The organism is Pseudarthrobacter sp. 01T43, from assembly GCF_056398665.1.
This window is the reverse complement of record NZ_JBFTPV010000003.1, coordinates 84,144-108,055: the sequence shown is the minus strand read 5'-3', so window position 1 is coordinate 108,055 and position 23,912 is coordinate 84,144. Positions and strand designations below refer to the sequence as shown.

Below are 23,912 nucleotides of genomic sequence, written 5' to 3'. Positions count from 1 at the left end.
CGGCCGCCTGGTGCCGAGGGCTATCTGCCTGCGGCTCAGTACCGGCGGCGGTACACCGGATCGAGTGTTTCCGGTGCCACTCCGAGCATTTCGGCAGTGTGCTCAACCACAACGTCGTGGACCAGGTCCTGGAGTTCGTCGCGGCTGCCGCAGACCTGTTCCACCACCCGCCGATACAGGGTGATGACAGGTCCTTCCTCGTCCGTTGCGGGAGTGTAGACGCCCATCGGCGGCGGCGCGCCGTTGGCCACCAACTGCTCCAGATCCGGCGGTATCTCATCCACGGCGAATCGGACGCCGTCCAGCGTCTTGCCCCAGATGTCGTGCAGCCGCTGGGCAGAGTCCAGCACCATGTCATCAAAACGGTCAGACCGCGTCCGGTACCCGGGATGCGTGGGCAGGACCAGTTCCCCTCGAAGGCCGCGGCCATGGCGGTTCCTGCGGCGCATTGCAAAGCTGCGGCCCGGTGAGTCCGGTCCCGCTTCTCCGCTTCGGTCGTCCGGGTCAGCCAAACGGACCGAAAAAGCTGAATCATGGTTCGATGACTGCATACATTGACTGTAAACCCGGCCGCAGTTTTACGCGACACTAACCGCGGGCAGCGCCGGGGCGCGGCCACTGGAGCGGCAAATACGGGGAAAATCCGCTCAGACAGAGTAGTCTGTGATGTCGTGGGAGCTATCCGTCAATGTTCAAGATCGGCCTGCCGTCAGTCAGCGGTGGCAACTTTGACGTACGTCTACGCGGACTCCACCGCCGTGCTCGGCCCGCTCGCCACCTACGCGGAGCCGCATTGTTACGATTTGTGCGAGCAGCATGCCGGATCGCTGACGGTTCCCCGTGGTTGGGAAGTGCTTCGCCTGGCGATGCCCACCACCCCGCAGCAGCCCGGCCCGGATGATCTCCTGGCCTTGGCCAACGCGGTCCGGGAAGCAGCGGCGCTGCCACCCAAGCCGCAGACAACGCAGGCCCAGCGTGCCGCGCATTCAGCGCTGGAAGCGCCGGCCGGTGCCGAAGGTACCCGCCGGGGGCATCTGCGGATCCTGCGCGAACCGTCCTGATTGCGGACCACCCGGGTCGAATGTTCCACGCGCACACTGTTCTGTTCGAATCCTCGACGCGCGCGCATCTTTCTGACCGCGAACCTCCTCGGCCGCGCACCTGGCCGATACTGATGTGGCGGTAGGCTTGAACCTGCTAATCAGTCAGCCACCGGCGCGCACGCGCGCCCTTTCGGGAGCATCCACCATGGCAAAGATCAGTCCTGAGCTGTTGTCCGTCCTGCGCTGTCCCGTGACCGGCTCGCCGCTGGTCCAGGAAGGCGAAGAGCTTGTGTCGACGGCGGCGGGAGAGTCGGGCGTGAAGCTCCGGTATCCGATCCAGGACGGCATCCCGCTCCTCCTTCCGCCGGAACTGCTCCAGGCCGCCACCGCGGCCGGCTCCGACCAGCACGACTCCGCTGTCTCCTGACTTTCATCCCAATCGACTTGCACGCAGACGCTTCGACGCCGTCGCGCTATCGGACAGAGCAAAGGAATACCATGACAATTGACTACAAGGTCGCCGACATTTCGCTGGCCGAAGCCGGACGCCACCAGATCCGGCTGGCCGAGCACGAGATGCCCGGGCTGATGTCCCTTCGCAAGGAGTTTGGTCCCAGCCAGCCGCTGAAGGGCGCGCGGATCGCCGGTTCCCTCCACATGACGGTGCAGACCGCCGTCCTGATCGAAACCCTCACGGCGCTCGGTGCCGAGGTCCGCTGGGCCTCCTGCAACATTTTCTCCACCCAGGACGAAGCTGCGGCCGCCATCGTGGTGGGCAGCGGCACCGTTGAGGACCCCCAGGGAGTTCCAGTGTTCGCCTGGAAGGGCGAAACCCTCGAAGAATACTGGTGGACTGCGCAGCAGATCCTCACCTGGCCCGGTGCAGACGCTGATCCGGAGCTCGGCCCGAATATGATCCTGGACGACGGCGGGGACGCCACCATGCTGGTCCACAAGGGTGTTGAGTTCGAGGCCGCGGGTGCTGTGCCGGCCGCGGCCGAGGATGAGTCCGAAGAAGGCCGGATCTTCCTGGATGCGCTCCGCGCCTCCCTCCACGAGGACACCCAGCGGTGGACCCGGATCGGGTCCCGCCTGCGCGGCGTCACTGAGGAAACCACCACAGGCGTGCACCGCCTCTACCAGCTCGCGGAACAGGGCAAGCTGCTGTTCCCGGCCATCAACGTCAACGACTCCGTCACCAAGAGCAAGTTCGACAACAAGTACGGCATCCGGCACTCCCTTCCCGACGGCATCAACCGCGCCACGGACGTCCTGATGGGCGGCAAGGTCGCCGTCGTCTGCGGCTATGGCGACGTCGGCAAGGGCGCGGCAGAGGCATTCCGCGGCCAGGGCTCACGTGTGATCGTCACCGAAATCGACCCTATTTGCGCCCTTCAGGCAGCAATGGACGGCTACCAGGTGGCCAAGCTTGAGTCCGTCCTCAGCGAAGGCCACATCTTCATCACCACCACGGGCAACAAGGACGTCATCATGGCGGAGCATATGGCCGGGATGCGGGACAAGGCGATCGTGGGCAACATCGGCCACTTCGATAACGAGATCGACATGGCCGGCCTGGCCAGGATCCCCGGCGTCAAGAAGGTCGAGATCAAGCCCCAGGTGCACGAGTGGGTGCTCGACGCCGGGACTGCGGAAGAGCGCTCCATCATTGTCCTGTCCGAGGGCCGCCTGCTCAACCTTGGGAACGCTACCGGCCACCCGTCCTTCGTGATGAGCAACTCCTTCGCCAACCAAACGATTGCCCAGATCGAGCTGTGGACGAAGCGGGACCAGCCGGCAGGCGAGCGGGAGTACGACAAGCAGGTCTACGTCCTGCCGAAGATCCTCGATGAAAAGGTTGCCCGGCTCCACCTGGATGCCCTCGACGTCGAGCTCACCGAACTGTCAAAGGAACAGGCTGAATATCTGGACCTCGACGTCGCCGGCCCTTACAAGCCGGAGCATTATCGTTACTGAGGTGTGACTCCCCGGGCGCTGACCGCGCCCGGGGTTGTTACCTTCAACCAATATGATCGGACTATGGAGCCTGAAGCAAAGCCATACCGGATGTCGACCGCCAAAAAGATTCTCGTTGTGGCAGCCGTCTGCGTCCTTGCTGCAGCAGGCGGTGTCTTCGCCGCCGTCGCTCCGGGTGTGACCCGCGGCGCCCTCGAATCGGAAGCAGCTTCCGCAGTCCGTTCGGCACCGGGCGTGGCATCGCCCGTGGTGCCTCCGGTCAAGGTGGACATCACGCCTGCCGCCGCCGCCAAACAGGTCAACCCGGCATCGCCGGTCTCCGTGAAGGTCGGCCACGGCAGGATCGAGAGTGTCACGCTCACCAGCACCTCGGGCGAAGCAATCCCGGGCACCTTCGCCACCGATGGCAGCAGTTGGTCAGCCACGGCACCGCTGAAATTCAACACTGAATACAGCTACACGTACGTGGTAACCGACGAAGCAGGACGCGAAACCACCACCACGCAGTCATTTAATACGGTGTCCAGCACCAACGAGGCCAACGCCGCGATCTACCCCCTGGATGGCATGAAGGTGGGCGTTGGCCAGCCACTGCAGGTGGTCTTCAGCGAGCCGGTGGTCAACCGGGATGCTGTGGAGAAGGCCATCAAGATCACCTCCAGCGCCGGCCAGGCCGGGGCCTTCCACTGGTTCAGCGATACCATGGTCCGCTACCGCCCGGAAGCCTTCTGGGCAGCCAACTCCACCGTCTCCATGGACATGCAGCTCTTCGGAGTAGACCTCGGCAACGGCCAGATCGCCAACTTCAACAAGAAGGCGACCATCCGTTTCGGTGACAAGAAAGTTGCCATCGCCGACGCCGCCGCACACACCTTCACCCTGAGCGTCAACGACCAGGTAGTCAAGACCCTCCCGGTCAGCATGGGCGACAAGCGATTCCCGTCCGCCCGTGGCTACGCCGTGCTGATGGAGAAGAACCGCTTCGATCACTTCCGCGCCGCGAGCATCGGCCTCAAACCAGGGGACCCTGCGTATTACGGTGAAGTGGATGTGGAATACTCCATCCGGCTGACGCTCAGTGGGGCGTACATTCACCAGGCGCTCGAGTCCGCCTTCCCCTACATTGGCAACACGAACGTTTCCCACGGCTGCATCGGGTTCGCTCCCGACGGGGCAGCCTGGGTCTTTGACAACATGACCACGGGCGATGTTGTGCAGATCATCAACACCGAGGGCGACTACGCCGCTTTGGACGACGGCTATGGGGACTGGAACATCCCTTGGACCGAGTATGACAACTAGGCCGGTAGGCTCGAGACCAGACACCCTGCACTGCCCGGACCAAAGCCGGGCGGCGCGGACCCCAACGGAAGTGACGCTGCTGTGAACGACAACTCGCCGACCCCTGCCAAGAGCACGGAGCCGCAGCCGGATCCGCACCTTGATACTTCTTCGGACTCGGATGAGCCCGCATTTGCCTGGCTGACAGGTCAGCCCGAAAGCCGAGCCGACCGCAAAGCGGCGGAGGCAGCCTTCGAACCTGCTGACGCTCAACCTGCAGCCGCTGACACTGCTGCCGTTGAGCCTGCAGTGGTTGAGCCTGCTGCCGTTGAGCCTGCCAGGGACGAACCTTCAGGGGGAGAACCTGCCTGGGACGAACCTTTGCCAGCGGACCGCGCTGACGCCGGTCGCGCTGGAACCGAGCGTACCGCCGTCGGGGCCGCCGCCGTCGGGTCCTCCGCCGTCGGGTCCTCCGCCGTGGCTGCCGGGAAGAAAGTACCCCTTACCGGTGCGGCGCGTCACCAGTCCAGTCCCTATAGTGAACCGCTCCCCACCTCGGCACTCCAGGTCCGGCCTCCCGAAGAGGAAGTGGAGCGCCGCAACGCGGAGCGGGAAAGCGCTGCCAACGCAAAACCAGTGGCCCCGCGCATCTGGCAGGTCCTCCTGGCCTTGTGCTACCCAGCGATCCTGTTGGTGCTCGCCGTCCGAGCCGTGACCAGCCCGCTGTTCCTGTGGGTTGAGTACAACAGGCCCGGCTTTCCCGGGGACGGCTACGGCTTCAGTACCGACGACAGGATGACCTACGGCTCCTACGCCGTCGACTATCTCAGTAACTGGGCAGGGCCGCGGTACCTCGGAGACCTGGTGAACCGCAGCGGCGGCAATCTGTTCAAGGATGGCGAAGTCAGCCACATGGCGGACGTAAAACTGGTCATTCTCTCGGCCTTCGCCGCGGGGGCGCTCCTGATCGTGCTCAGTATCGTGGCGATCGCCTACCTGCGCCGTCGAAGCGCAGGGGGAGTGCGGCGGGGGCTGTTCGCGGGCTCCATTGTGTCCCTGGCCATCATCCTGGGTCTTGGCGCACTGGCCGTGCTGAGCTGGCAGCAGTTCTTCACGGAGTTCCACCGGCTGTTCTTCGCCAGCGGTTCCTGGACTTTCGCGCTTGAGGACACGCTGATCCGTCTGTTCCCGGGGCAGTTCTGGATTGATGCGGGCATCGTCATCGCCGGACTTGTCTTCTTGGCCTCAGTGGTCACGCTGATCCTCACCTGGCCCACACGACGCCGTCGCGGTCTGCTCACAGATGACCAGGAAGCCGCTCAGGTTCCGGCCTAACTGCGGTACAGGCCGGTAATCTCCGCTTCAAAATCACTGACGACGGCGGCCCTCTTAAGTTTCAGTGATGGCGTCAGGTGACCGGACTCCTCCGTGAGCGGCGCAGCCAGGATGGCAAAACTCCGGACGGCTTCAGCCTTGGACACCAGCGTGTTGGCTTCATCCACGGCTGTCTGAATCGCGCTCCGGACGCGGGAGTCCCGGGCCGCCTCGGCCAGAGGCAATAGCTTCACGCTGTTTTCCTGGCACCAGTTTTCCAGGCCGGCGGGATCCAGGCTGACGAGCGCGGCAACATAGGGTTTCCCATCGCCCACCACCACTGCGTGGTCTACGAGCTGGTGAGTGCGGATCTTTGCTTCGAGGGGGCCGGGAGCCACGTTCTTCCCGCCGGCGGTCACCAGCAGGTCCTTCTTGCGGCCGGTGATGGTCAGGAATCCCTCAGGGTCGAGTTCGCCGAGGTCCCCGGTGCGGAAGAACCCGTCTACGAAGGCCGCCGCGTTGGCCGCTTCGTTGGCGTGGTATCCCTTGAAGACACCGATGCCCTTGACCAGCACTTCGCCGTCCTCCGCGACCCTGACGGTGGTTCCCGGCAGGGGGATGCCCACGCTACCCACCCGGGTGCGGCCGATCGTGTTGGCCGTACAGGGCGCCGTGGTTTCGGTCAGCCCGTAGCCCTCCAGAACCGGGATCCCCGCCCCGCGGAAGAAATGCGCGTCGTCGGATGACAGGGGGCTGGCCCCGGACACGATATGGCCCACCCGGCCGCCAAAGACGTGGCGGAGCCGGGCATACACAAGCCGGTCAAAAAGGGCATGCCGCACCCGCAACCCGAAGCCCGGCCCGCCGCCTTGACCGCGGGCGGCTTTGTCCTGCTCGGTGGAGTAGCGGATGGCCGCTGCGGAGGCCGCCCCGAAGATCCGTGACCGGCCTGCCATGGCTGCCTTGTGCGCGGCGCCCGCGCGCACCTTCTCGAAAATCCGGGGCACGGCCAGGAGGAAAGTCGGTCTAAATGTCCCCAGATCCTCAAGCAACACCGCAGCACCGTTGACGTGGCCCAGCGTTGCGCCTGCATGGAGGCAGGCCACCTGGACAGCCCGGGCCAGCACATGGGCCAGGGGCAGGAAAATCAGTGTCCGCGCGTGGGGCTGCTTCAGGATCTCAGGCAGGAAAGCCACCACATTGACGGCCACGAGCGCAAAATTACCGTGGGTGATCTCGCAGCCTTTGGGGTGGCCGGTGGTGCCGGACGTGTAGACCAGGGATGCGACGTCGGCCAGGCCGGCGGCGGTGCGGTGGCGTTCCAGTTCGGCGTCCGTTACCCCCGTTCCGGCGGCCGAGAGGCTGGCGAGGTCCGGTGCTTCGCCGTCGAAATCCATCCTGACCACACTGACCAGCCGGTCCTGCAGGAGGGTCGAGGCTTCCAGCACCCTGGCGATCAGAGCCACGGTGGCGCGGTCCTCGGCGAAAACATGGCGGGCGCCGGCGTCGCGCAAAACCCACTCCAGCTGCCCCGGGGAGGAGGTCTCATACACGGGCACGGTGACGCCGCCGGCGAACCAGACGGCGAAGTCAACCAGCGTCCACTCATAGCGGGTTGCGGACATCACCACCACACTGTCGCCGGGCTCCACGCCACCGGCAATCAGACCCTTCGCGAGGGCGCGGACATCCTGCAGGAACTTGTGCGCGGGTACATCAGTCCACCCGTTGGGGCCCTTTCGGGCGTACAACGGGTGGGCTGTGTTTGCAGCTTCCTGCTGGAGCAGCAGGTCAGTGACATTGCTGTCCGGGTCCAGCTCCACCAGGAGTTCTGTGCTTGCTTCCCGCACGGGGGCGTCTCCGTTCCGCAGCCGTACCGCGGCGCGCGGCTATTTCGAGGGTTTGATGCCATCCTGCCCTAGATCCAGGAAGGCATCCACATTCTGAAACGCCATTCCTCGTAGGAAATGGTCTCCGCGGTCCACAAGGGGTAGAAGAAAGCGGAGAGCAGGAGCGCAGCGGCGACGAACAGCGCCAGCAGGTAAAGTCCGGAACGCCGGCGCCAGAGCGGGTCGCTTTCCCGGCCCAGGACCAGGCCCAGGCAGTACACGAGGGCGAGTATCAGGAACGGCTCAAAGGAGACTGCATAGAAAAAGAACATGGTGCGTTCCGGATACATGAACCACGGCAGATACCCCGCAGCGACGCCCGCCAGGACAGCTCCTGCGCGCCAGTCACGGCGTCCAGCCCACCAGAAGACCAGGACCACCAGTGAGATCGCGGCACTCCACCAGATCAAGGGGTTCCCGACGGAGAGGATGGCCGAGGCGCAGCGGGCGGCAGCGCACTCCGGGGTCTCCGGTCCCGGCTGCTGGTAGTAAAACGAGGTTGGCCGGCCCATGACCAGCCAGCTCCAGGCGCTGGCCTCATACGGGTGCTCCGAACTCAGGCCCTGGTGGAACTTATAAGCCTCCAGATGGTAATGGGCAAGCGAGCGGATGGAGTCCGGCACCCAGCCCCACCTTGCATCCGGATGGTCCTCGGCCCAGTGGCGGAAGTAGGCATCCCCGGAACGGAACCAGCCGGTCCACGTTGCCGTGTACACGAGGGCGGCCACGGGAACCATGCTGGCGAAGGCCGGCAGTCCGTCCTTGATGATTCCCCCGCTGATCCAGCCACGGATGCCGGCCACCCGGCGCGCATTCAGATCCCACAGGACAGTGAGGATACCGAAACCGGCGAGGAAGAACAGGCCAGACCATTTAGTACCTATTGCGAGGCCCATGCAGACGCCCGCAGCGACCCCCCACCAGCGGATACCCAGCCACGGGCCCGCCAGGAGCTGGCCACCGGAAGGGCGGCCCGTCGTCGACACCGCTGCCAGCCGTGCGAGCCGGGCAGCCAGGCGCCGGCGCCCGTCGTCGCGGTCCATCAGCAAGGCCCCGAAGGCGGCCAGGATCCAGAACATCAGGAAGATGTCCAGCAGCGAGGTCCGCGACATCACCAGGTGGTGGCCGTCGACGGCGAGCAGGAGTCCGGCCGCCGCGGCCAGTGGCAGGGAGCGGAACAGTTTCAGGGCGATGAGCGTCAGAAGCAGGACGGACAGGGTGCCCGTCAGCGCCGCGCCGAACCGCCAGCCAAACGGATTATCCGATCCGAACAGCCACATGCCCCCGGCGATCATCCACTTGCCCACCGGTGGATGGACCACGTATTCGGGACTGTTCAGCAGGATGGCAGGGTTGCCGGCGTTGAAGGAGTCGTTGGCCTTGTCCGGCCAATTGCGCTCGTAGCCGCTGACCAGGTAGGAGTAGGCATCCTTGACGTAGTACGTTTCGTCGAAGACCAGGCTGTGCGGGTTGTCCAGCCGCACAAAACGGAGGATGCCGCCGATCAGCGTAGTCAGGGCAGGAACCAGCCAAAACCAGATGCGCAACGACGGCGGGTAATCACGCCAGCTGCGGATTCCGCCAATCAGGCGCTCACGGAGGGCTGCCGCAGTGTATGCCTCGGCAGGGCGGGCGATCCATGGGCGGCCGGCAGTGGGAATGGTTTCGCTGGCCTCGGCAGGCCGCATCGAGGTCTGCGTCACGAGCCCCATGCTACCTTTTACCGCCTCCTTCACCTGCCAGCAGTAGGCTGGTGGGGTGGACCCTAACCCCAGCACTTTCGCCGATTCCAGCCCTGCAGATCCCAGCCCCTCGGATCCTTCGCCCGTAGCTGAGGTGGGCCAAGTCGCTGCTGGTCCCGTCGCTGCTGGTCCCGTCGCAGCCGGGCCGGGGCGGATCGTCCTGGCGGCCACGCCGATCGGCAATACCGGCGATGCCTCGGCCCGGCTGATCGACCTGCTTGGCACGGCGGACATCGTGGCGGCCGAGGACACCAGGCGCCTGCACCGCCTGGTCCAGAGCCTCGGCATTACCGTTGCCGGGCGGGTCATCAGCTACCACGAGCACAACGAGGCCACCAAGACCGCCGAACTGCTGGAGCAGGTACGGGCAGGCAAAACCCTCGTTATGGTCACGGACGCCGGAATGCCGTCCGTATCGGACCCCGGCTTCCGCCTGGTGGAAGGCGCTGTGGCTGCCGGGCTGACAGTGACCGCCGTCCCGGGGCCTTCTGCTGTGCTGACGGCTTTGGCACTGTCCGGCCTCCCCACGGACCGCTTCTGCTTCGAGGGTTTCCTGCCCAGGAAGGCGGGCGAGCGCGCATCCCGGCTTGCGGACCTTGCCGCGGAACGCCGGACCATGGTTTTTTTCGAGGCACCGCACCGGCTTGAGCCGATGCTTCGGGCGCTCCGGGAACGCTTCGGCTCGGAGCGCCGGATCGCTGTCTGCCGCGAACTGACCAAGACCTACGAAGAAGTCATCCGCGGCACCGTGGGGGAGTTGCTGCTCTGGGCGGAGAGCAACGAGGTCCGGGGCGAGATCGCGGTGGTGCTGGGCGGTGCGCCCGAGCAGGCGCCGGGCACGCCCGAAGACCACGTGGCAGCCGTCAACGAGTTGATGGCCCAGGGGATTCGGCTTAAGGAAGCAGTGGCCGCCGTCGCTGAGGATGTGCGTGTCAGCAAGCGCGAGCTGTACTCGGCGGTGCTGGCGGCCCGCTAAATGGCGGAACGGCGGGCGACCGGGCGGAAACGAGACCGGCGAACACCAGGCGGGTGGGAAATGAGCCCGGAACATCCGCACCGTCCGTTGTGCAGGTGAACATCTTGGCGCCCGGTGAGTGGTGCAGTCAGGCGTAGACCCTCAGTCCGGCGGAGCAGTACTGTGAAAAGGAATCAGCCGCGAGGCGGGGCACCCAAGGCTCCACAGGGCTCAAACCATTCTTACTGACGAGGGAGTCATCGTGACCGTCACTGCACAGCCAGCTGTTACTGCAGACCGCGAGAGCGAGCTGCTGGCTTCTGTTCCTACCGGCCTGCTGATCAACGGTGAGTGGCGGCCCGCCGCTTCGGGGAAAACGTTCGACGTCGAAGATCCCGCCACCGGGAAGGTGCTGGTGAGCATCGCCGACGCCGGCCCCGAGGATGCCATGGCGGCCCTGGACGCTGCCGCCGCCGCCCAGGAGTCCTGGGCGAAGGTGCCGCCCCGGGAGCGCGGCGAAATCCTGCGGCGGGCGTTCGATCTGGTGACGGAGCGGGCCGAGGATTTCGCGCTGCTGATGACGTTGGAGATGGGCAAGCCGCTGGCTGAGGCCCGGGGTGAAGTCACCTACGGGTCGGAGTTCCTGCGCTGGTTCTCCGAGGAAGCGGTGCGCGCGTTCGGCCGCTACTCCGTATCCCCTGACGGCAAGTCCCGGCTGCTGGTCACCAAGAAGCCGGTGGGCCCGTGCCTGCTGATCACGCCGTGGAACTTCCCGTTGGCCATGGCCACGCGCAAGATCGCCCCCGCCGTGGCCGCCGGCTGCACCATGGTGCTGAAGTCGGCCAACCTGACGCCGCTGACGTCCCAGCTGTTCGCTGCCGTCATGCTGGAAGCTGGCCTGCCTGCCGGTGTCCTGAACGTCATTCCCACCTCTACCGCAGGCGCCACCACCGGCCCGCTGATCAAAGACCAGCGCCTGCGCAAACTGTCTTTCACCGGCTCTACCGAAGTGGGCCGCCGCCTGCTGGCCGACGCCTCGGAAACGGTGCTGCGGACTTCCATGGAGCTCGGCGGGAACGCGCCGTTTGTGGTGTTCGAGGACGCGGACCTGGACGCCGCCGTCGCCGGGGCCATGCTGGCCAAGCTGCGGAACATGGGTGAGGCCTGCACCGCGGCGAACAGGTTCATCGTTCACGAGTCCGTTGCGGACGAGTTCGCCGAGAAGTTCGCTTCAAAAATGCGCGCCATGACCACCGCCCGTGGCACCGAGCCCGAGTCCAAAGTGGGCCCGCTGATCGATGCCAAGAGCCGGGACAAGGTCCACGAACTCGTCACCGACGCTGTTGCCTCCGGGGCCAAGGCAGTCCTGGGCGGTGCCGCGGCTGACGGGCCGGGTTACTTCTATCAGCCCACCATCCTGACCGGCGTCACCGAGGGCGCCCGGATCCTGTCTGAGGAGATTTTCGGACCCGTCGCACCGATCATCACCTTCGGCACGGAAGACGACGCCGTCCGGTTGGCAAACAATACGGAATACGGGCTCGTCGCCTATGTCTTCACCAGGGACCTGAACCGCGGGCTCCGGATGGGCGAACGCCTTGAGACCGGCATGCTGGGCCTCAACGCGGGCGTCATCTCCAATGCGGCAGCACCGTTCGGCGGCGTCAAGCAGTCCGGGCTGGGACGCGAAGGTGGCCTCGAAGGCATTGAGGAATACCTGTACACCCAGTACATCGGGATCGCTGACCCTTACGCGGGCTGAACAGGGCGGAACTGCTGACGGGAGGAGCCGCCGCTCATCCTGTCACTGAGGGTGTCCTGTCTTTGAGCGTGTCCCGTCAGCGCACCCGTCCTGTCAGTGCCCGTGAGCCGCTCATCCTGTCACTGGCCGCCTCACGGACGGAACAAGGCGTGGCGCGCCCTTGACCAGAAGCGCCCTGACCAGAAGCGCGCTGACCAGAAGCGCGCTGCGGCCCTACCCGCCCGGCGGGTGAGCGTGCCGATCCCGCGGAAGGGCGCTGCCAGGAACCGGGCCCAGCGGCGCAGGACCGATGCCGGGAGCCAGACGGCGCGCAACCGCCGGGGGAGCGGGGCATTGTCCCGCAGCGACTGTTGCACCGCCCAGATGCGCGGTGCAACCCGTCCGGGCTCCTCTGCCGAGGTTGCGGGGTTGCCCGGCCGGCCGTAGTTCCGGCGTTCGAAGTCGGCGGTCAGCGTGAGGACGGCTTGGTGTGCCGCGTGCTCCATCCCGCCAGGCTCCCCGAGCAGTGCGGAACGCCGGAGGCGCGCGGAGTAGGCCCGGGCCGTTTCGCTGGACTGTGGCGGCAGGCCGTAGTCGGTGCCAAGGTCGCGCAGTTCAGCCCAGGCCAGCGGAACGGCGTCACCGCTGTCCGGTGCTGGCCGTTGAAGCCGCCGTGAGCGGATCCCCATGCGGACCAGCCGCGGCGACGCCGCGACGAGGAGGAGTCCCAGGACACCGGCTGCGCCGGGCAGCCACTGCAGGAGCAGCTGACCGATGTCGTTGCTGCCGCCGGCACCCGGGAGGGGCGCCGCCGTCGCGCCCGGCGTCGGTATGGGGGCTGTTGCATTGGGCAGCAGGTCCTTGTTATTTTCAACGAGGTCAGGAGAGGTGGGGCTGACCGGTYCAGTTGCGTAACCAGGCACTACCCCGCGTGATGGCGTGGGCTCGAAGGGCACCCAGCCCAATCCCTGGAAGTAAAGCTCCGGCCACGCGTGGGCGTCGCGGGCATCCACTTCGTACTCCGGGAGGGCCTGCCCGGCAACGGCGACGCTGGCGCCAGTGGCCCGGCCCGGCGCGTAGCCGACGGCGATGCGGCTGGGAATTCCCTCCAGCCGGGCCATGACTGCCATGGCGGAGGAGAAGTGTATGCAGTAGCCGCTCTTCTGGGTGAGGAAGTCGGCCAGCACCGAAAGCCCGTTTCCGTCGTAGCCGCCCTGGACGGGGGACTGCAGGGAGTAGGTGAACTCTCCTGAGCGCAGGTACTTCTGAATGGCCATCGCCTTGGCATAGGCGTTATCGCTGGAACCGGTCACCGCATCGGCGGTGCGCCGGACGATATCCGGCACGCCACCGGGAATCCTAGTAAATTCGTCCAGGATTCCGCGCACGTCCCGGGACGACTGCCGGAGCATGGCGGCAGTGAGTTCCGGCACGGAGGACACCACAATATATTGCTGGGCGCGCGTATTGGTGTTGAGTCCCTTGACGGCGAGGGTGGCAGGGTCCCACGTCCAGGACCCGTTGAGCCCGCGGATTGTTTCCGGCGCATAAGGCAACGGCAGGTAGGGGCTGGTAAAGGTGCCAGTGTCCACTACGGTGACTTGCTGCTGCTCCGTCGCGGTGACGTCATAGCCGGTTGGGATTGGCCCGGAAACAGGCAGGCGTTCTGCGTCCCGGTCGTCGGGTCCCCAGGTGTCGCCGTCGAAGTTATCCACCGTGACGGACCTCAGGTACAGCGGCCCGGACGCGTTGGTGGCATAAGTGATCCGGCCCGTCCCGGCGGGGGTCCGCAGGCTATTGCCGAGGGTGATCATCGGATTCAGGCCGCTGCCGGCACCCCAGGGGTTGAGGCGGGAACCCTGCGGGAATGTACCTTGATCGAAACCGGGAATGGCCAGCGGAACCGCCAGGGTGGCCACCAGGGCCACGGTGCCGGTCAGCACAGCCCGCCGGAGGTGCCCGGGAGTCCTCCCGTTGTCCGCAGGGGTGCGGGAATCAGGGGCAAACCATTGGCTGCAGGCCAGGATCAGCAAGTAGCCGGCTGCAGCCGCGCCGAATCCCCACACCCCTACACTCTGCGGTTTCACCATGGCCGGAACCACCATGATGGCAAGCAGGCCTAGGCCTGTTGTGGCTGGCATGCCGAGGGGGACTGCCAACGCATCAATGAGGATGACGGCCAGGCCCAGGACGGCGCAGGTGACCATCACGATGCCCGCGTTCGGAGCCACGGGCGCACTCTCGGCGAGTACGGTCTCGCTGGCGCGGCGAATGAACCTGTCCAGTTCGGTCATGGTCGCCCCGGAGGGAATGAAGCCGGCAATTCCCGTGCTGCGGAAGAAAGTCAGGGTAAGGATCGCAATCAGGGATGCGAAGCCGCCAGCCGCCACCAGGAGCGGCTGGGTACGCAGGGCACGAAGCACGGCGAGGGTCAGGCAGACCACCGCCACCGTCGTCAGGACCGGCAGGTACCACGCCCACCCCCGCAGCACACCGTTGAGGGACAAAGCTGCCCCGACCACGGAAAGGGCGACTGCACCGGCCATGGCCCACGGGTACGCCCCCACCCGGGCCCGGACGGGAGCCGGTCGCGAAGCGCCCGACGCTGTGCCCGCGCCTGCTCCCGTGGGCCGCGATTCACGCGGAGCATTGCGTTCCGGTGCCAGCGTCACCGCCCCACCTCCGCTCCGCGGCGGACGTCGGCTGCTGCTGTGGCAGGCGCTGCCCCTTCCTCGTCAAAGTGGCTCCAAGCCACGGGTACGGCAACCGAGGCCGGCACGGCAACAGCACGCCAGCCGCCCCGGCGCAGTGCTTCAAGGGCTTCTTCGGAATCCTTGGGCCGGTCGGTGACGATGATGGCGAAGGCGTTTGCCCCGTAGCCTGCACCCGGCGCCAAGGCCTTGGCTTCGGCCGGGGAGATCCTGCCGAGCACAGCGATGATGGGCCCACGCATCCGGTGTGCTGACAGCTTGTCCATCAGGTGGTCGTCGAAAACGTCGGGACTTGAATCGTGGCCGCCGTGGTCCCTCCCAACGCGCTTTTCCCTGCCGGAGTGCACTTCCCACCCGCTGTGGTGCGGTCCCGACAGATGGATGGCGGCGAGGCTCTCGGCGATGGACTGGAGGCCCGATGTTCCCGAGAACTCCTCGGCATCCGGCTCCGGTGCGGACGGGGAACGGAGGAAAGCCGGCTCGCCACGGGGATCGAGCAGGCGCAGGGCGTAGTTCCGCTCCGCCAGGTGCGTGCAGATGGACATCGCCGCCACCACTGCCCACTCAAACGTGCCGCTGCTCGCCATCTCATGGCCGTCCACGGCAGGCGTTCCCCCAAAACCGGGGCCGGAGCTGCCGGAAAACGCCCCGAACCGCTGATCCAGGATGATGGTGGCTTCCGGCGTCGTCACGGATTCCTCCTGCCGCACCATGAGTTCGCCATGGCGGGCGGTGGCTGCCCAGTGGACACGCCGCATCGGATCGCCGGGGCGGTATTCACGGGTCATCACGTCATCATCGCTGGGGTTGGCGCGGATGCGGGTGGCGGTGATGCCGTCGTTGCCGCGGGCACCCGCGAGCCCCGTCACGGGAAGCTCGACGGCGGCGGGCGTCACGGTGAGGAGGTCGCCGTCGTCGATGGCCTGGCGGTGCAGTGACAGACCGAACGGATCCGTGAACTCGGCAGTCACGGGGCCGATCAGGTACTGCCCGCGTTTGGTCGAGTGCAGGTGATATTCATACCTGCTCGTCCCGCCGGTGGCTGACCTCGCAGGAAAACGAAAGGCCGGGGACTCGCCGAACCGCGGGGGCAGCTTCTCCTGCATGATCGCCCGTCCGCCTCCCGAACCGCTCCGGGCCACGGCCAGCCGGACGGTGGTGGCCGCGGAGGTCTCCACCGGGGAGGGCTGGAATTCCCGGTACACCCGGAAGCGCGGCTTGACGAGCCTGATGCCCGCAAGGGCAACCAAAGGCAGGACTATCAGGAGCACACTCAGGCTCAGGAGGTCCCGGCGTCCCATGATCTGAGCTGCCACCAACGAAACGGCCCCCGCAGCCAAAAGCCCCCACCCACGCTGGCTGAAGAGATGCCGGGGAAACCGCTCAAGCAGCGCCATGGGGAATGCCCTGCCTAGTGGTTCCGCCGCAACCCGGCCGGCGCGGCCGAAGACCGGGCCGGACTGTTCACCGGATCCTGGCTCACTGGAAGCCGGGACAGGATCCCCTGGATGACACTGTTCGGCGTCTCACCGGCGCCCGCAGCCTTGCGGTCCAGGATGATGCGGTGGGCCAGTACCGACTCCGCCACACCCACGACGTCGTCGGGCAACACGAAGTCCCGGCCGTCCAGTGCTGCCGTGGCTTTGGCAGCCCGGAGCAGCTGCAGCATGGAGCGTGGGCTCGCACCCAGCCGGAGCAGGGGACTTTCACGCGTCGCCCTGCCCACGGAGACGGTGTATTCCTTTACCGCCTGGGACACATAGACCTGCTGGACGGTTGCGATCATTGCAGCCACATCCGCCGCGGTGACAACCGCGGACAACCGGGCCAGCGGCGAGGTCGCCTGATGGGTCTCCAACATTTCGATCTCGGAATCCTTGTCCGGGTAGCCCATGGAGATGCGGGCCATGAACCGGTCCCGCTGGGCCTCGGGAAGGGGATAGGTCCCTTCCATCTCGATGGGGTTCTGCGTGGCCACCACCATGAATGGCTCATCGAGCTTGTAGGAATCCCCGTCCACGGTGACCTGATGCTCCTCCATGCACTCCAGCAGTGCAGACTGGGTCTTGGCGGAGGCGCGGTTGATTTCATCGCCAATGACGATGTTGGCGAAGACGGCCCCGGGACGGAATTCGAACTGGCGCGTTGACTGGTTGTAGATGGACACGCCCGTCACGTCCGAGGGCAGCAGGTCGGGAGTGAACTGAATCCGGCTCACTGTGCAGTCGATGGTCCGGGCCAGGCTCTTTGCCAGCAATGTCTTCCCCACACCAGGCACGTCTTCAAGCAGAAGGTGGCCTTGGGCGAGGAGCACCGTCAGGGCCAGCCTGGCGGCATCGGATTTCCCATCGATCACCGTGTTAATGGAGTCCAGGATGCGACGGCTGGCGGCGTGGAATTCCGCGGCGTCCATGGCGGACGTCCGGTGGCCGTTGAGGTGCCCCACCTGCCCGGAAACCGCGGTGAAGTTCCTGCCGGCCGGGGCTACCCCGTTGACGGCGGTGCGGCGGTGGGGGTCCATCTGCAACCTTTCAGCCCGGGGATCACCTGGGACGGGACGGCCGGCCTGCCTTCGCCCGGCGGTGGGCGTTCGCATCTGTTGGTACCAGACTACTAACACAACTGCCGGTGCTGACAGAGAGTTCCCTGAAATCTGCCGGCATCAGCCGGCGCTAGGGTTGAAGGATGTGCAATTCGCTGATTCCCGCCGCCTACCGCGTGGCAGGGGCCGATGCTCCAGCCGGTTCCGACCAGCAGAAGCGCCCCGAATATCCGCCGGCCCCGGAACCCCTGCCGGTCCCCGTGATGGACAACCATACGCACTTCGCTTTCCCCAACGGCGACAGCCCGGTGGCCATTGCGGCCGCGTTGGACGCCGCCCAGGCCGTCGGCGTACAGGGCGCAGTCCAGGTGGGTACGGACCTCGAGTCCTCCCGGTTCACCGTCCGGGCCGTTGACCTGGACAGCAGGTTGCTGGGGGCCGTGGCGCTCCACCCGAACGACGCCCCGGACTATGCCCGGCGCGGCGAGTTGGAGGAAGCGCTGGCGGAGATTGAGCGGTTGGCCGCCCACCCGCGGATCAGGGCCATCGGAGAGACTGGCCTTGATTTCTTCCGCACCGAGGGGGAGGGCCTGGCTCATCAGCGTTATTCGTTCCGCCGGCACATTGACATTGCCAAGCGCCTCAATCTGACCCTCCAGATCCATGACCGGGACGCGCACGACGACGTGGTGCAGGTTCTGCGCGAAGAGGGGGCTCCGGAGCGGGTGGTGTTCCATTGCTTCTCCGGCGATCAGGAGCTGGCCAGGATCTGCAACGAGGCGGGCTGGAACATGTCCTTTGCGGGAACGCTGACCTTTAAGAACGCGGCGAACCTCCGGGCTGCGCTCGCGGTGGCTGACCCGGAGCTTGTGCTGGTGGAAACCGACGCTCCGTTCCTGACCCCGCATCCGCACCGGGGCCGCCCCAACGCCAGTTATATGGTGCCCTACACCGTCCGGGCCATGGCCGAATTGACAGGGACCGACCTCGCCGCGCTCTGTGCAAGGATCAGCCAAAATACCGTGCGGGCATACGGTTCCTGGGCATAACGAATCCTTGTTCCGTGACCTTCCGCACCCTACTAAGTATGCAAATTTCTTGGCTGCTTTATAACGCTACGGTTACAGTGGAGAATTATTAGCCGGGGTCGGGGAAGGCCTTCGGATAATTTCACTTCACTCGCAGGAGGTCAGGCACATCTCCGATGATGCCTGCCTCAAGAGGGAAGTGTGGCGGCGCAACGATGCCCGGAGCTGTCCCCCAGGGTCTGCGCCGGCTATTTCACTGCGTTTTTCCCCGTGCCCGGATGGATCTAAAGTTACGGGCAATCGTGGTCAAGCTCTTCACAACGGACGGCAAGTTCAGTTTTATCAAGATCGGCACCCAACTGGTGGTGCTCTGTGCGCTGGTGGCAGGCCTCGTGGCCTTCGTCGGAAATAACAAAACCGTTACCCTGAATGTCGATGGGAAAGTGACTTCGGTCCAGTCCTTCGGCGGCACGGTTGGCCAGGTAGTGAAAAGCGCAAACGTGGAACTGAAGCCGGCTGACCGCGTCTCGCCCTCGGCGGACGTCAAAGTGGAGAACGGCACTGTCATCAACGTCAACATGGCCAAGGCCGTGAAGGTCAGCCTGGACGGTGCGGAGAAGACCGTCAGCACCACCGCGCCGGATGTTGCCGGCCTCGTCACCGAACTCGGAGTAGCGAGTGCCTCTTCGGTTTCAGTGCCCAAGGATGCGCAGCTCGCGGTAGACGGTTCTTACGTTTCAATTTCCACCCCCAAGAGCGTCAGCATTGTTGCTGACGGCAAGGTCTCGACGGCCACCACGACGGCGGGAACCGTCGCCCAGGTGATTGAAGACGCCGGCATCACGCTCGGCGTCGATGACCGGATGTCCCAGCCTGGTAACGCGCACGTCGTGAACAACATGGTTGTGAAGGTCTCCCGCGTGGATACCAGCCAGACGGCTGCGACCACCGAAGACGTGGCCTTTGACAGCATGAGCACCGAAAGCGCCGACCTGTTCAAGGGCGAGAAAAAGGTCACCCAGGCCGGCGTCGCCGGCAAGGTCGACAAAACCTTCAAGCTGGTGCTGGTGGACGGTCGTGAAGCCTCCCGCACGCTGGTCTCCGAAGCGGTTTCGGTTCAGCCTGTGACGGAAAAGGTCGCCGTGGGCAGCAAGCCGAAGCCGGCCGCGTCGGCACCCGCCGCCGCGGGCGCCAACACCGGTGCAGCAGCCCCGGCCATGATGAACGAAGCCATGTGGGACAAGATCGCCCAGTGCGAGGCCGGCGGAAACTGGGCCATCAACACGGGCAACGGCTATTACGGCGGCCTCCAGTTCGACGTCCGGACCTGGGTCGGTTCCGGCGGCGGCGCATACGCCCCGAATGCCAGCCTGGCCACCAAGGCCCAGCAGATTGATATCGCCAATAAGGTGTATGCACAGCGTGGCCTGCAGCCGTGGGGCTGTGGCTGGGCCGCTTCAAGCTAGGGCGCCTTCAAAGTCCTGCGCCGGCGGCAGCTGACCACAGCCGTCAGGAACGCGGGCATCAGTGGCCGGCTCCGGGACATCCGGGGCCGGCCACTGCCGTTAACCGGGAACGATCGTCGCCAGGACGACGCGGGAACGCCACAAAGCGGGCGGTGCGTTATTGCCGCCGGGATAGGATACCTACGTGACTGAACCGACTGCCGCCGCGCCCGCACCCCTCTTCGGTGCCTCCGACATCCGCCGGCTGGCAGAGGAAATAGGCATCCGGCCAACCAAGACCCTCGGCCAGAACTTCGTCATTGACGGCAACACCATCCGCCGGATTGTGTCCGTGGCCAGCGTCGGGGCGGAGGAGACGGTGCTGGAAGTCGGCCCCGGCCTTGGGTCGCTTACGCTGGGCCTGCTGGACGCCGCGAAAGCCGTGGTCGCCGTCGAAATTGATCCGGTCCTCGCCGCGAAGCTGCCGGAAACGGTGCGAACGTGGCGGCCCGGGGCGGCGGACTCCTTCCATCTTGTCCAGGCCGACGCGATGAAGGTCACGTCCCTTCCCGTTGAACCCACCGCCCTCGTGGCCAACCTTCCGTACAACGTGGCTGTGCCGGTGGTCCTGCACCTGCTCCAGCATTTCCCGAGCCTGCAGCACGGACTGGTGATGGTCCAGGACGAAGTGGCGGATAGGCTGGCCGCCGGGCCGGGCTCGAAAACCTACGGAGTACCGTCCGTCAAGGCCGCCTGGTACAGCAGTATGCGCAAGGCCGGGGTGATCGGTATGAACGTGTTCTGGCCCGCCCCCAAGATCCACTCCGGCCTCGTGGCCTTTACCCGGCGGGAAGCGCCGGTCACCACAGCCACCCGCGAGCAGGTGTTCGCCGTGATTGACGCCGCCTTCGCCCAGCGCCGCAAGACCCTGCGGGCGGCCCTCGCAGGCTGGGCCGGCGGCGCTGCGGAGGCCGAACGCTGCCTGGTGGCCGCAGGAGTGGACCCAACAGCGCGGGGCGAAGTCATCGACATCAACGCTTTTGCGCGGATCGCTGAAGCCCGCGAGGCCACGGCGTGAATGCGCTGGCCGGGCGGTTTCCCGCGCGGACAGTCCGGGTGAAGGCGCCCGGCAAAGTCAACGTCTCCCTCGACGTGGGACCGCTGCGGGCCGATGGATACCACTCGGTGGCCAGCGTCTACCTGGCCGTTTCCCTCTACGAGGAGGTTGCGGCCACCAGTACGCAGACGCCGGGGATCACGGTCAGCATCAGTCCGGAGAGCACCCTGGACCTGGACGGGGTGGACATCCCGCTGGATGAAAACAACCTGGCCTACAAGGCCGCGGCCATGATGGCCGACGTCTCCGAGCATGCCACCGGCGTCCACCTGGAGATCACCAAGCGCGTCCCGGTGGCCGGCGGCATGGGCGGCGGCTCGGCCGACGCCGCGGCGACACTCCTGGCCTGTGACGCCCTGTGGAACAGCGGGCTGTCAAAGGAAGAGCTGGCACACATCGCCGCTGACCTGGGCGCGGATGTTCCCTTTTCGCTCCTGGGTGGCACCGCCGTGGGACTGGGCGTGGGCGACGAACTCTCACCGGCCCTGGTCAAGGCACAGACGGACTGGGTCCTGGTGGCGGCAGATTACGGCTTGGCCACTCCCGAGGTCTTCCGCACACTGGATAGGCTCCGGGGCGCTGAAGGCCACGAAGCAGCCGAGCCGACGGCCGTGGACCCGCGGATCCTGCAGGCGCTCCGTGGGGGTGACGCCGTCGCCCTCAGCCGGGTCCTGGTCAACGACCTCCAGCGGGCATCCATTGAACTTGCCCCGAAGCTCCGCCATACGCTGGGACGCGGCGAAGCGCTTGGCGCCCTGGCGGGGATTGTCTCCGGCTCCGGTCCCACCGTGGCGCTCTTGACCCATAGCCCTGCCGCCGCCGACAGCCTGGCCGAGGACCTGCGGCATTACGGCCTGACGGCATTCCCTGTGCACGGCCCCGTGCATGGCGCACGCATCATGTCCGATACCCTCCTTTAAGCGCCCACACTTTACCCAGCAGCAGAAAGCAGTCCCCTTTGGCACACCTTCTTGGCGGCGAAAACCTCACAGTTTCGTACGCAACGCGCACCGTCCTGGACGGCATCACCCTTGGTCTCGAAGAGGGCGACCGGATCGGCATGGTGGGCCGGAACGGCGACGGCAAATCGACGCTGATGCGCCTGCTGGCCATGCGGTCCACCCCGGACTCCGGCCGGGTGACCAAGCGCAGCGAGGTCAACATCGGCTACCTGGATCAAAGCGACGTGCTCGACGGCGACCTCACAGTGGGCGCCGCGATCGTGGGGGACCAGGCCGACCACGAATGGGCCCGCAACCCGCAGATCCGCGAGGTCATGGGCGGTCTGGTGTCCGACGTCGACTGGCACGCCAACGTCCACGCCCTCTCCGGCGGGCAGAAACGGCGTGTGGCACTCGCCAAGCTCCTCATCGAGGACCACGACGTGATCATGCTTGATGAGCCCACCAACCACCTCGACGTCGAAGGCGTCGCCTGGCTGTCCCGGCACCTTAAGACCCGCTGGCGGGCCAACCAGGGCGCCTTCCTGGTGGTCACCCACGACCGCTGGTTCCTCGACGAAGTCTRCAACAAGACCTGGGAAATCCACGACGGCATCATGGACCCGTTCGACGGCGGCTACGCAGCCTACGTCCTGGCCCGCGCCGAGCGCGACCGGGCCGCCAACGTCATGGAAAGCAAGCGCCAGCAGCTTGTGAAGAAGGAACTCGCGTGGCTGCGCCGCGGCGCGCCGGCCCGCACAGCCAAACCAAAGTTCCGCATCGAGGCCGCCAACGCCCTGATTGCGGACGTCCCGGAACCGCGTGACTCGACGGCCCTGAGCAAAATGGCCACCGCCCGGCTCGGCAAGGACGTCCTGGACCTCGAGAACGTATCCCTCGACTTCCTCGGCGGCGACGCCGGTCAAAAGCTCTTCGACAACATCACCCTGCGCCTTGCCCCGGGTGAGCGGCTGGGCCTGGTGGGCGTCAACGGCGCCGGCAAGACCACCCTGCTGAAGCTCCTGAACGGCGAGATCCAGCCGACCTCCGGTAACGTCAAGCGCGGCAAGACCGTAGTCACCGCCGTGCTCACCCAGGAAGTCAAAGAGCTCGACGACGTCTCCGACCTGCGCGTCATCGAGGTCATCGAGCGCGAGAAGCGGTCCTTCAACGTGGGCGGCAAGGAATTCACCGCCGGCCAGCTGGTGGAGCAGCTTGGCTTCACCAACGAGAAGCAGTGGACCCCGGTCAAGGACCTCTCCGGCGGTGAGCGCCGCCGCCTCCAGCTGCTCCGACTGCTGGTAGGCGAGCCCAACGTGCTGATGCTTGATGAGCCCACCAACGACCTCGACACGGACACGCTCGCCGCCGTCGAAGATGTCCTGGACGGCTGGCCCGGCACCCTCGTGGTGGTCAGCCACGACCGCTACCTGCTTGAGCGGGTGACCGACCATCAGATGGCGCTCCTGGGCGACGGCAAAATCCGTGCCCTGCCGCGCGGCGTGGACCAGTATCTGGAACTCCGGGAATCTGCCCTGGCCGGCTCCACCATCACCGGCGGCGGTAACCCCGTGACCGGCGCCAGCGGCAGTTCCGCCCCCGCGTCCACCGGCGCCTCCGAAGCCGCCAAACGCGACGCCCGCAAGGCCAAGAACCGCATCGAACGCCAGATGGGCAAACTGGAGCAAGCGGAAAAGAAGGTCCACGACCAGATGGTCAAAAGCACCGCCGATTCCGACTTTGACGCCCTCGCCGAGCAAAACAAGAAACTCAAGGACCTCGCCGGCGAACGCGAAGCGCTGGAACTCGAATGGCTCGAAGCCCTGGAAGTCCTCGGCGAGTAGCCCTCCGTTGGGTGGCCGGTGCTGGTTTGGGTGCCGGTCCTCCCGCGTTCGTGTGGCTTGGGTGCCGCAGCCGGCCCTTCGGCGTCGCTTAGACACATCACATAGGGAGCGCTCCGGTCGCTGAGCGACCTCCGCGCTCCGATGTGCTGCGATGCGCTCCTATCCGAAGAACCAGCTCCGGCGAGCGGAACTCACCTTCCCAAAGGATCGCCTCCCGACAACGAACGTCACCTCCCGCCGTGGAACAGTACCCGAGCGGAACGTTCGGCAGGGGGTACACCTATGCGCTGTGTCTAAGCGACGGTGAAGGGCTCCTGCGCCGCGAACAGGACAACGGACGCC

Annotated in this window: 18 protein-coding genes; 12 read left to right on the top strand and 6 right to left on the bottom strand. The window is 66.0% G+C overall.

Annotation, left to right across the window (positions count from 1 at the left end):
• Positions 1-35: 35 nt before the first annotated feature.
• Positions 36-551, bottom strand: coding sequence for a metallopeptidase family protein (locus tag AC1DIM_RS03950; RefSeq protein ID WP_477709189.1), 516 nt, complete (start codon positions 549-551; stop codon positions 36-38).
• Between the two features lie 120 nt (positions 552-671).
• Here AC1DIM_RS03950 and AC1DIM_RS03945 point away from each other — a divergent pair, with 120 nt between their 5' ends.
• The 5 genes from AC1DIM_RS03945 to AC1DIM_RS03925 all read left to right on the top strand — a co-directional run bounded on the left by AC1DIM_RS03945 (position 672) and on the right by AC1DIM_RS03925 (position 5,636).
• The gene (locus AC1DIM_RS03945) at positions 672-1,061 is read left to right on the top strand and encodes a DUF3499 domain-containing protein (RefSeq protein WP_190988494.1); all 390 of its coding nucleotides are present in this window, start codon (positions 672-674) and stop codon (positions 1,059-1,061) included.
• 187 nt (positions 1,062-1,248) lie between these two features.
• A complete protein-coding gene (locus tag AC1DIM_RS03940; protein ID WP_477709188.1) occupies positions 1,249-1,470 on the top strand; it encodes a Trm112 family protein in 222 nt (73 codons plus the stop codon).
• 71 nt (positions 1,471-1,541) lie between these two features.
• Positions 1,542-3,020, top strand: a complete 1,479-nt coding sequence (gene ahcY, locus AC1DIM_RS03935) for an adenosylhomocysteinase (RefSeq protein WP_477709187.1) — start codon at positions 1,542-1,544, stop codon at positions 3,018-3,020.
• A 63-nt stretch (positions 3,021-3,083) separates the two neighbouring features.
• Positions 3,084-4,322, top strand: coding sequence for a L,D-transpeptidase (locus AC1DIM_RS03930; protein ID WP_477709186.1), 1,239 nt, complete (start codon positions 3,084-3,086; stop codon positions 4,320-4,322).
• 81 nt (positions 4,323-4,403) lie between these two features.
• Positions 4,404-5,636 (top strand): TIGR01906 family membrane protein, encoded by a 1,233-nt coding sequence (locus tag AC1DIM_RS03925; RefSeq protein ID WP_477709185.1) that lies wholly within the window; start codon positions 4,404-4,406, stop codon positions 5,634-5,636.
• Here the strand turns inward: AC1DIM_RS03925 and AC1DIM_RS03920 are convergent.
• A complete protein-coding gene (locus tag AC1DIM_RS03920; protein ID WP_477709184.1) occupies positions 5,633-7,465 on the bottom strand; it encodes an AMP-dependent synthetase/ligase in 1,833 nt (610 codons plus the stop codon). The genes AC1DIM_RS03925 and AC1DIM_RS03920 overlap by 4 nt on opposite strands.
• A gap of 68 nt (positions 7,466-7,533) precedes the next feature.
• On the bottom strand, positions 7,534-9,216 hold the full coding sequence (locus tag AC1DIM_RS03915) for a dolichyl-phosphate-mannose--protein mannosyltransferase (RefSeq protein WP_477709183.1): 1,683 nt from the start codon (positions 9,214-9,216) through the stop codon (positions 7,534-7,536).
• A gap of 46 nt (positions 9,217-9,262) precedes the next feature.
• On the opposite strand from AC1DIM_RS03915, the gene rsmI reads away from it, so the two are divergent.
• Positions 9,263-10,222, top strand: a complete 960-nt coding sequence (gene rsmI / locus AC1DIM_RS03910; RefSeq protein WP_477709182.1) for a 16S rRNA (cytidine(1402)-2'-O)-methyltransferase — start codon at positions 9,263-9,265, stop codon at positions 10,220-10,222.
• A 241-nt stretch (positions 10,223-10,463) separates the two neighbouring features.
• Positions 10,464-11,963, top strand: a complete 1,500-nt coding sequence (locus tag AC1DIM_RS03905; RefSeq protein ID WP_477709181.1) for an NAD-dependent succinate-semialdehyde dehydrogenase — start codon at positions 10,464-10,466, stop codon at positions 11,961-11,963.
• Between the two features lie 131 nt (positions 11,964-12,094).
• Here the strand turns inward: AC1DIM_RS03905 and AC1DIM_RS03900 are convergent, their stop codons facing one another.
• The 3 genes from AC1DIM_RS03900 to AC1DIM_RS03890 are packed head-to-tail and all read right to left on the bottom strand — an operon-like array spanning position 12,095 to position 17,174.
• The gene (locus AC1DIM_RS03900) at positions 12,095-14,614 is read right to left on the bottom strand and encodes a transglutaminase TgpA family protein (protein WP_477709180.1); all 2,520 of its coding nucleotides are present in this window, start codon (positions 14,612-14,614) and stop codon (positions 12,095-12,097) included.
• Complete coding sequence (locus AC1DIM_RS03895) at positions 14,611-16,050, bottom strand: DUF58 domain-containing protein (protein WP_477709179.1); 1,440 nt, start codon at positions 16,048-16,050, stop codon at positions 14,611-14,613. Before AC1DIM_RS03895 ends, AC1DIM_RS03900 begins: the two co-directional genes overlap by 4 nt.
• Before the next feature lie 14 nt (positions 16,051-16,064).
• Positions 16,065-17,174, bottom strand: coding sequence for an AAA family ATPase (locus tag AC1DIM_RS03890; protein ID WP_477709178.1), 1,110 nt, complete (start codon positions 17,172-17,174; stop codon positions 16,065-16,067).
• A 164-nt stretch (positions 17,175-17,338) separates the two neighbouring features.
• Between AC1DIM_RS03890 and AC1DIM_RS03885 the strand changes: the two genes are divergently transcribed.
• From AC1DIM_RS03885 to AC1DIM_RS03865, 5 genes are all read left to right on the top strand, one after another.
• Positions 17,339-18,244, top strand: a complete 906-nt coding sequence (locus tag AC1DIM_RS03885) for a TatD family hydrolase (RefSeq protein ID WP_477709177.1) — start codon at positions 17,339-17,341, stop codon at positions 18,242-18,244.
• A gap of 257 nt (positions 18,245-18,501) precedes the next feature.
• Positions 18,502-19,689 (top strand): ubiquitin-like domain-containing protein, encoded by a 1,188-nt coding sequence (locus tag AC1DIM_RS03880; RefSeq protein WP_477709176.1) that lies wholly within the window; start codon positions 18,502-18,504, stop codon positions 19,687-19,689.
• A 184-nt stretch (positions 19,690-19,873) separates the two neighbouring features.
• A complete protein-coding gene (gene rsmA, locus AC1DIM_RS03875) occupies positions 19,874-20,746 on the top strand; it encodes a 16S rRNA (adenine(1518)-N(6)/adenine(1519)-N(6))-dimethyltransferase RsmA (RefSeq protein WP_477709175.1) in 873 nt (290 codons plus the stop codon).
• Entirely contained in the window at positions 20,743-21,705 is a 963-nt protein-coding gene (locus AC1DIM_RS03870; RefSeq protein ID WP_477709174.1) for a 4-(cytidine 5'-diphospho)-2-C-methyl-D-erythritol kinase, read from the top strand. Before rsmA ends, AC1DIM_RS03870 begins: the two co-directional genes overlap by 4 nt.
• A 38-nt stretch (positions 21,706-21,743) precedes the next feature.
• Positions 21,744-23,570 carry an ABC-F family ATP-binding cassette domain-containing protein gene (locus AC1DIM_RS03865; RefSeq protein WP_477709173.1) on the top strand — a complete coding sequence of 609 codons (1,827 nt, stop codon included), beginning with the start codon at positions 21,744-21,746 and terminating at the stop codon, positions 23,568-23,570.
• The last annotated feature ends 342 nt before the right edge of the window (positions 23,571-23,912 follow it).

Excerpts from the sequence above, each read along its gene's own strand:
- AC1DIM_RS03940 (WP_477709188.1), top strand. The coding sequence starts at position 1,249 with ATGGCAAAGATCAGTCCTGAGCTGTTGTCCGTCCTGCGCTGTCCCGTG.
- AC1DIM_RS03930 (WP_477709186.1), top strand. The coding sequence starts at position 3,084 with ATGGAGCCTGAAGCAAAGCCATACCGGATGTCGACCGCCAAAAAGATT.
- AC1DIM_RS03895 (WP_477709179.1), bottom strand. The coding sequence starts at position 16,050 with ATGGCGCTGCTTGAGCGGTTTCCCCGGCATCTCTTCAGCCAGCGTGGG.
- AC1DIM_RS03950 (WP_477709189.1), bottom strand. The coding sequence starts at position 551 with ATGCAGTCATCGAACCATGATTCAGCTTTTTCGGTCCGTTTGGCTGAC.
- AC1DIM_RS03880 (WP_477709176.1), top strand. The coding sequence starts at position 18,502 with ATGGATCTAAAGTTACGGGCAATCGTGGTCAAGCTCTTCACAACGGAC.
- AC1DIM_RS03890 (WP_477709178.1), bottom strand. The coding sequence starts at position 17,174 with ATGGACCCCCACCGCCGCACCGCCGTCAACGGGGTAGCCCCGGCCGGC.
- ahcY (WP_477709187.1), top strand. The coding sequence starts at position 1,542 with ATGACAATTGACTACAAGGTCGCCGACATTTCGCTGGCCGAAGCCGGA.
- AC1DIM_RS03915 (WP_477709183.1), bottom strand. The coding sequence starts at position 9,216 with ATGGGGCTCGTGACGCAGACCTCGATGCGGCCTGCCGAGGCCAGCGAA.
- AC1DIM_RS03885 (WP_477709177.1), top strand. The coding sequence starts at position 17,339 with ATGTGCAATTCGCTGATTCCCGCCGCCTACCGCGTGGCAGGGGCCGAT.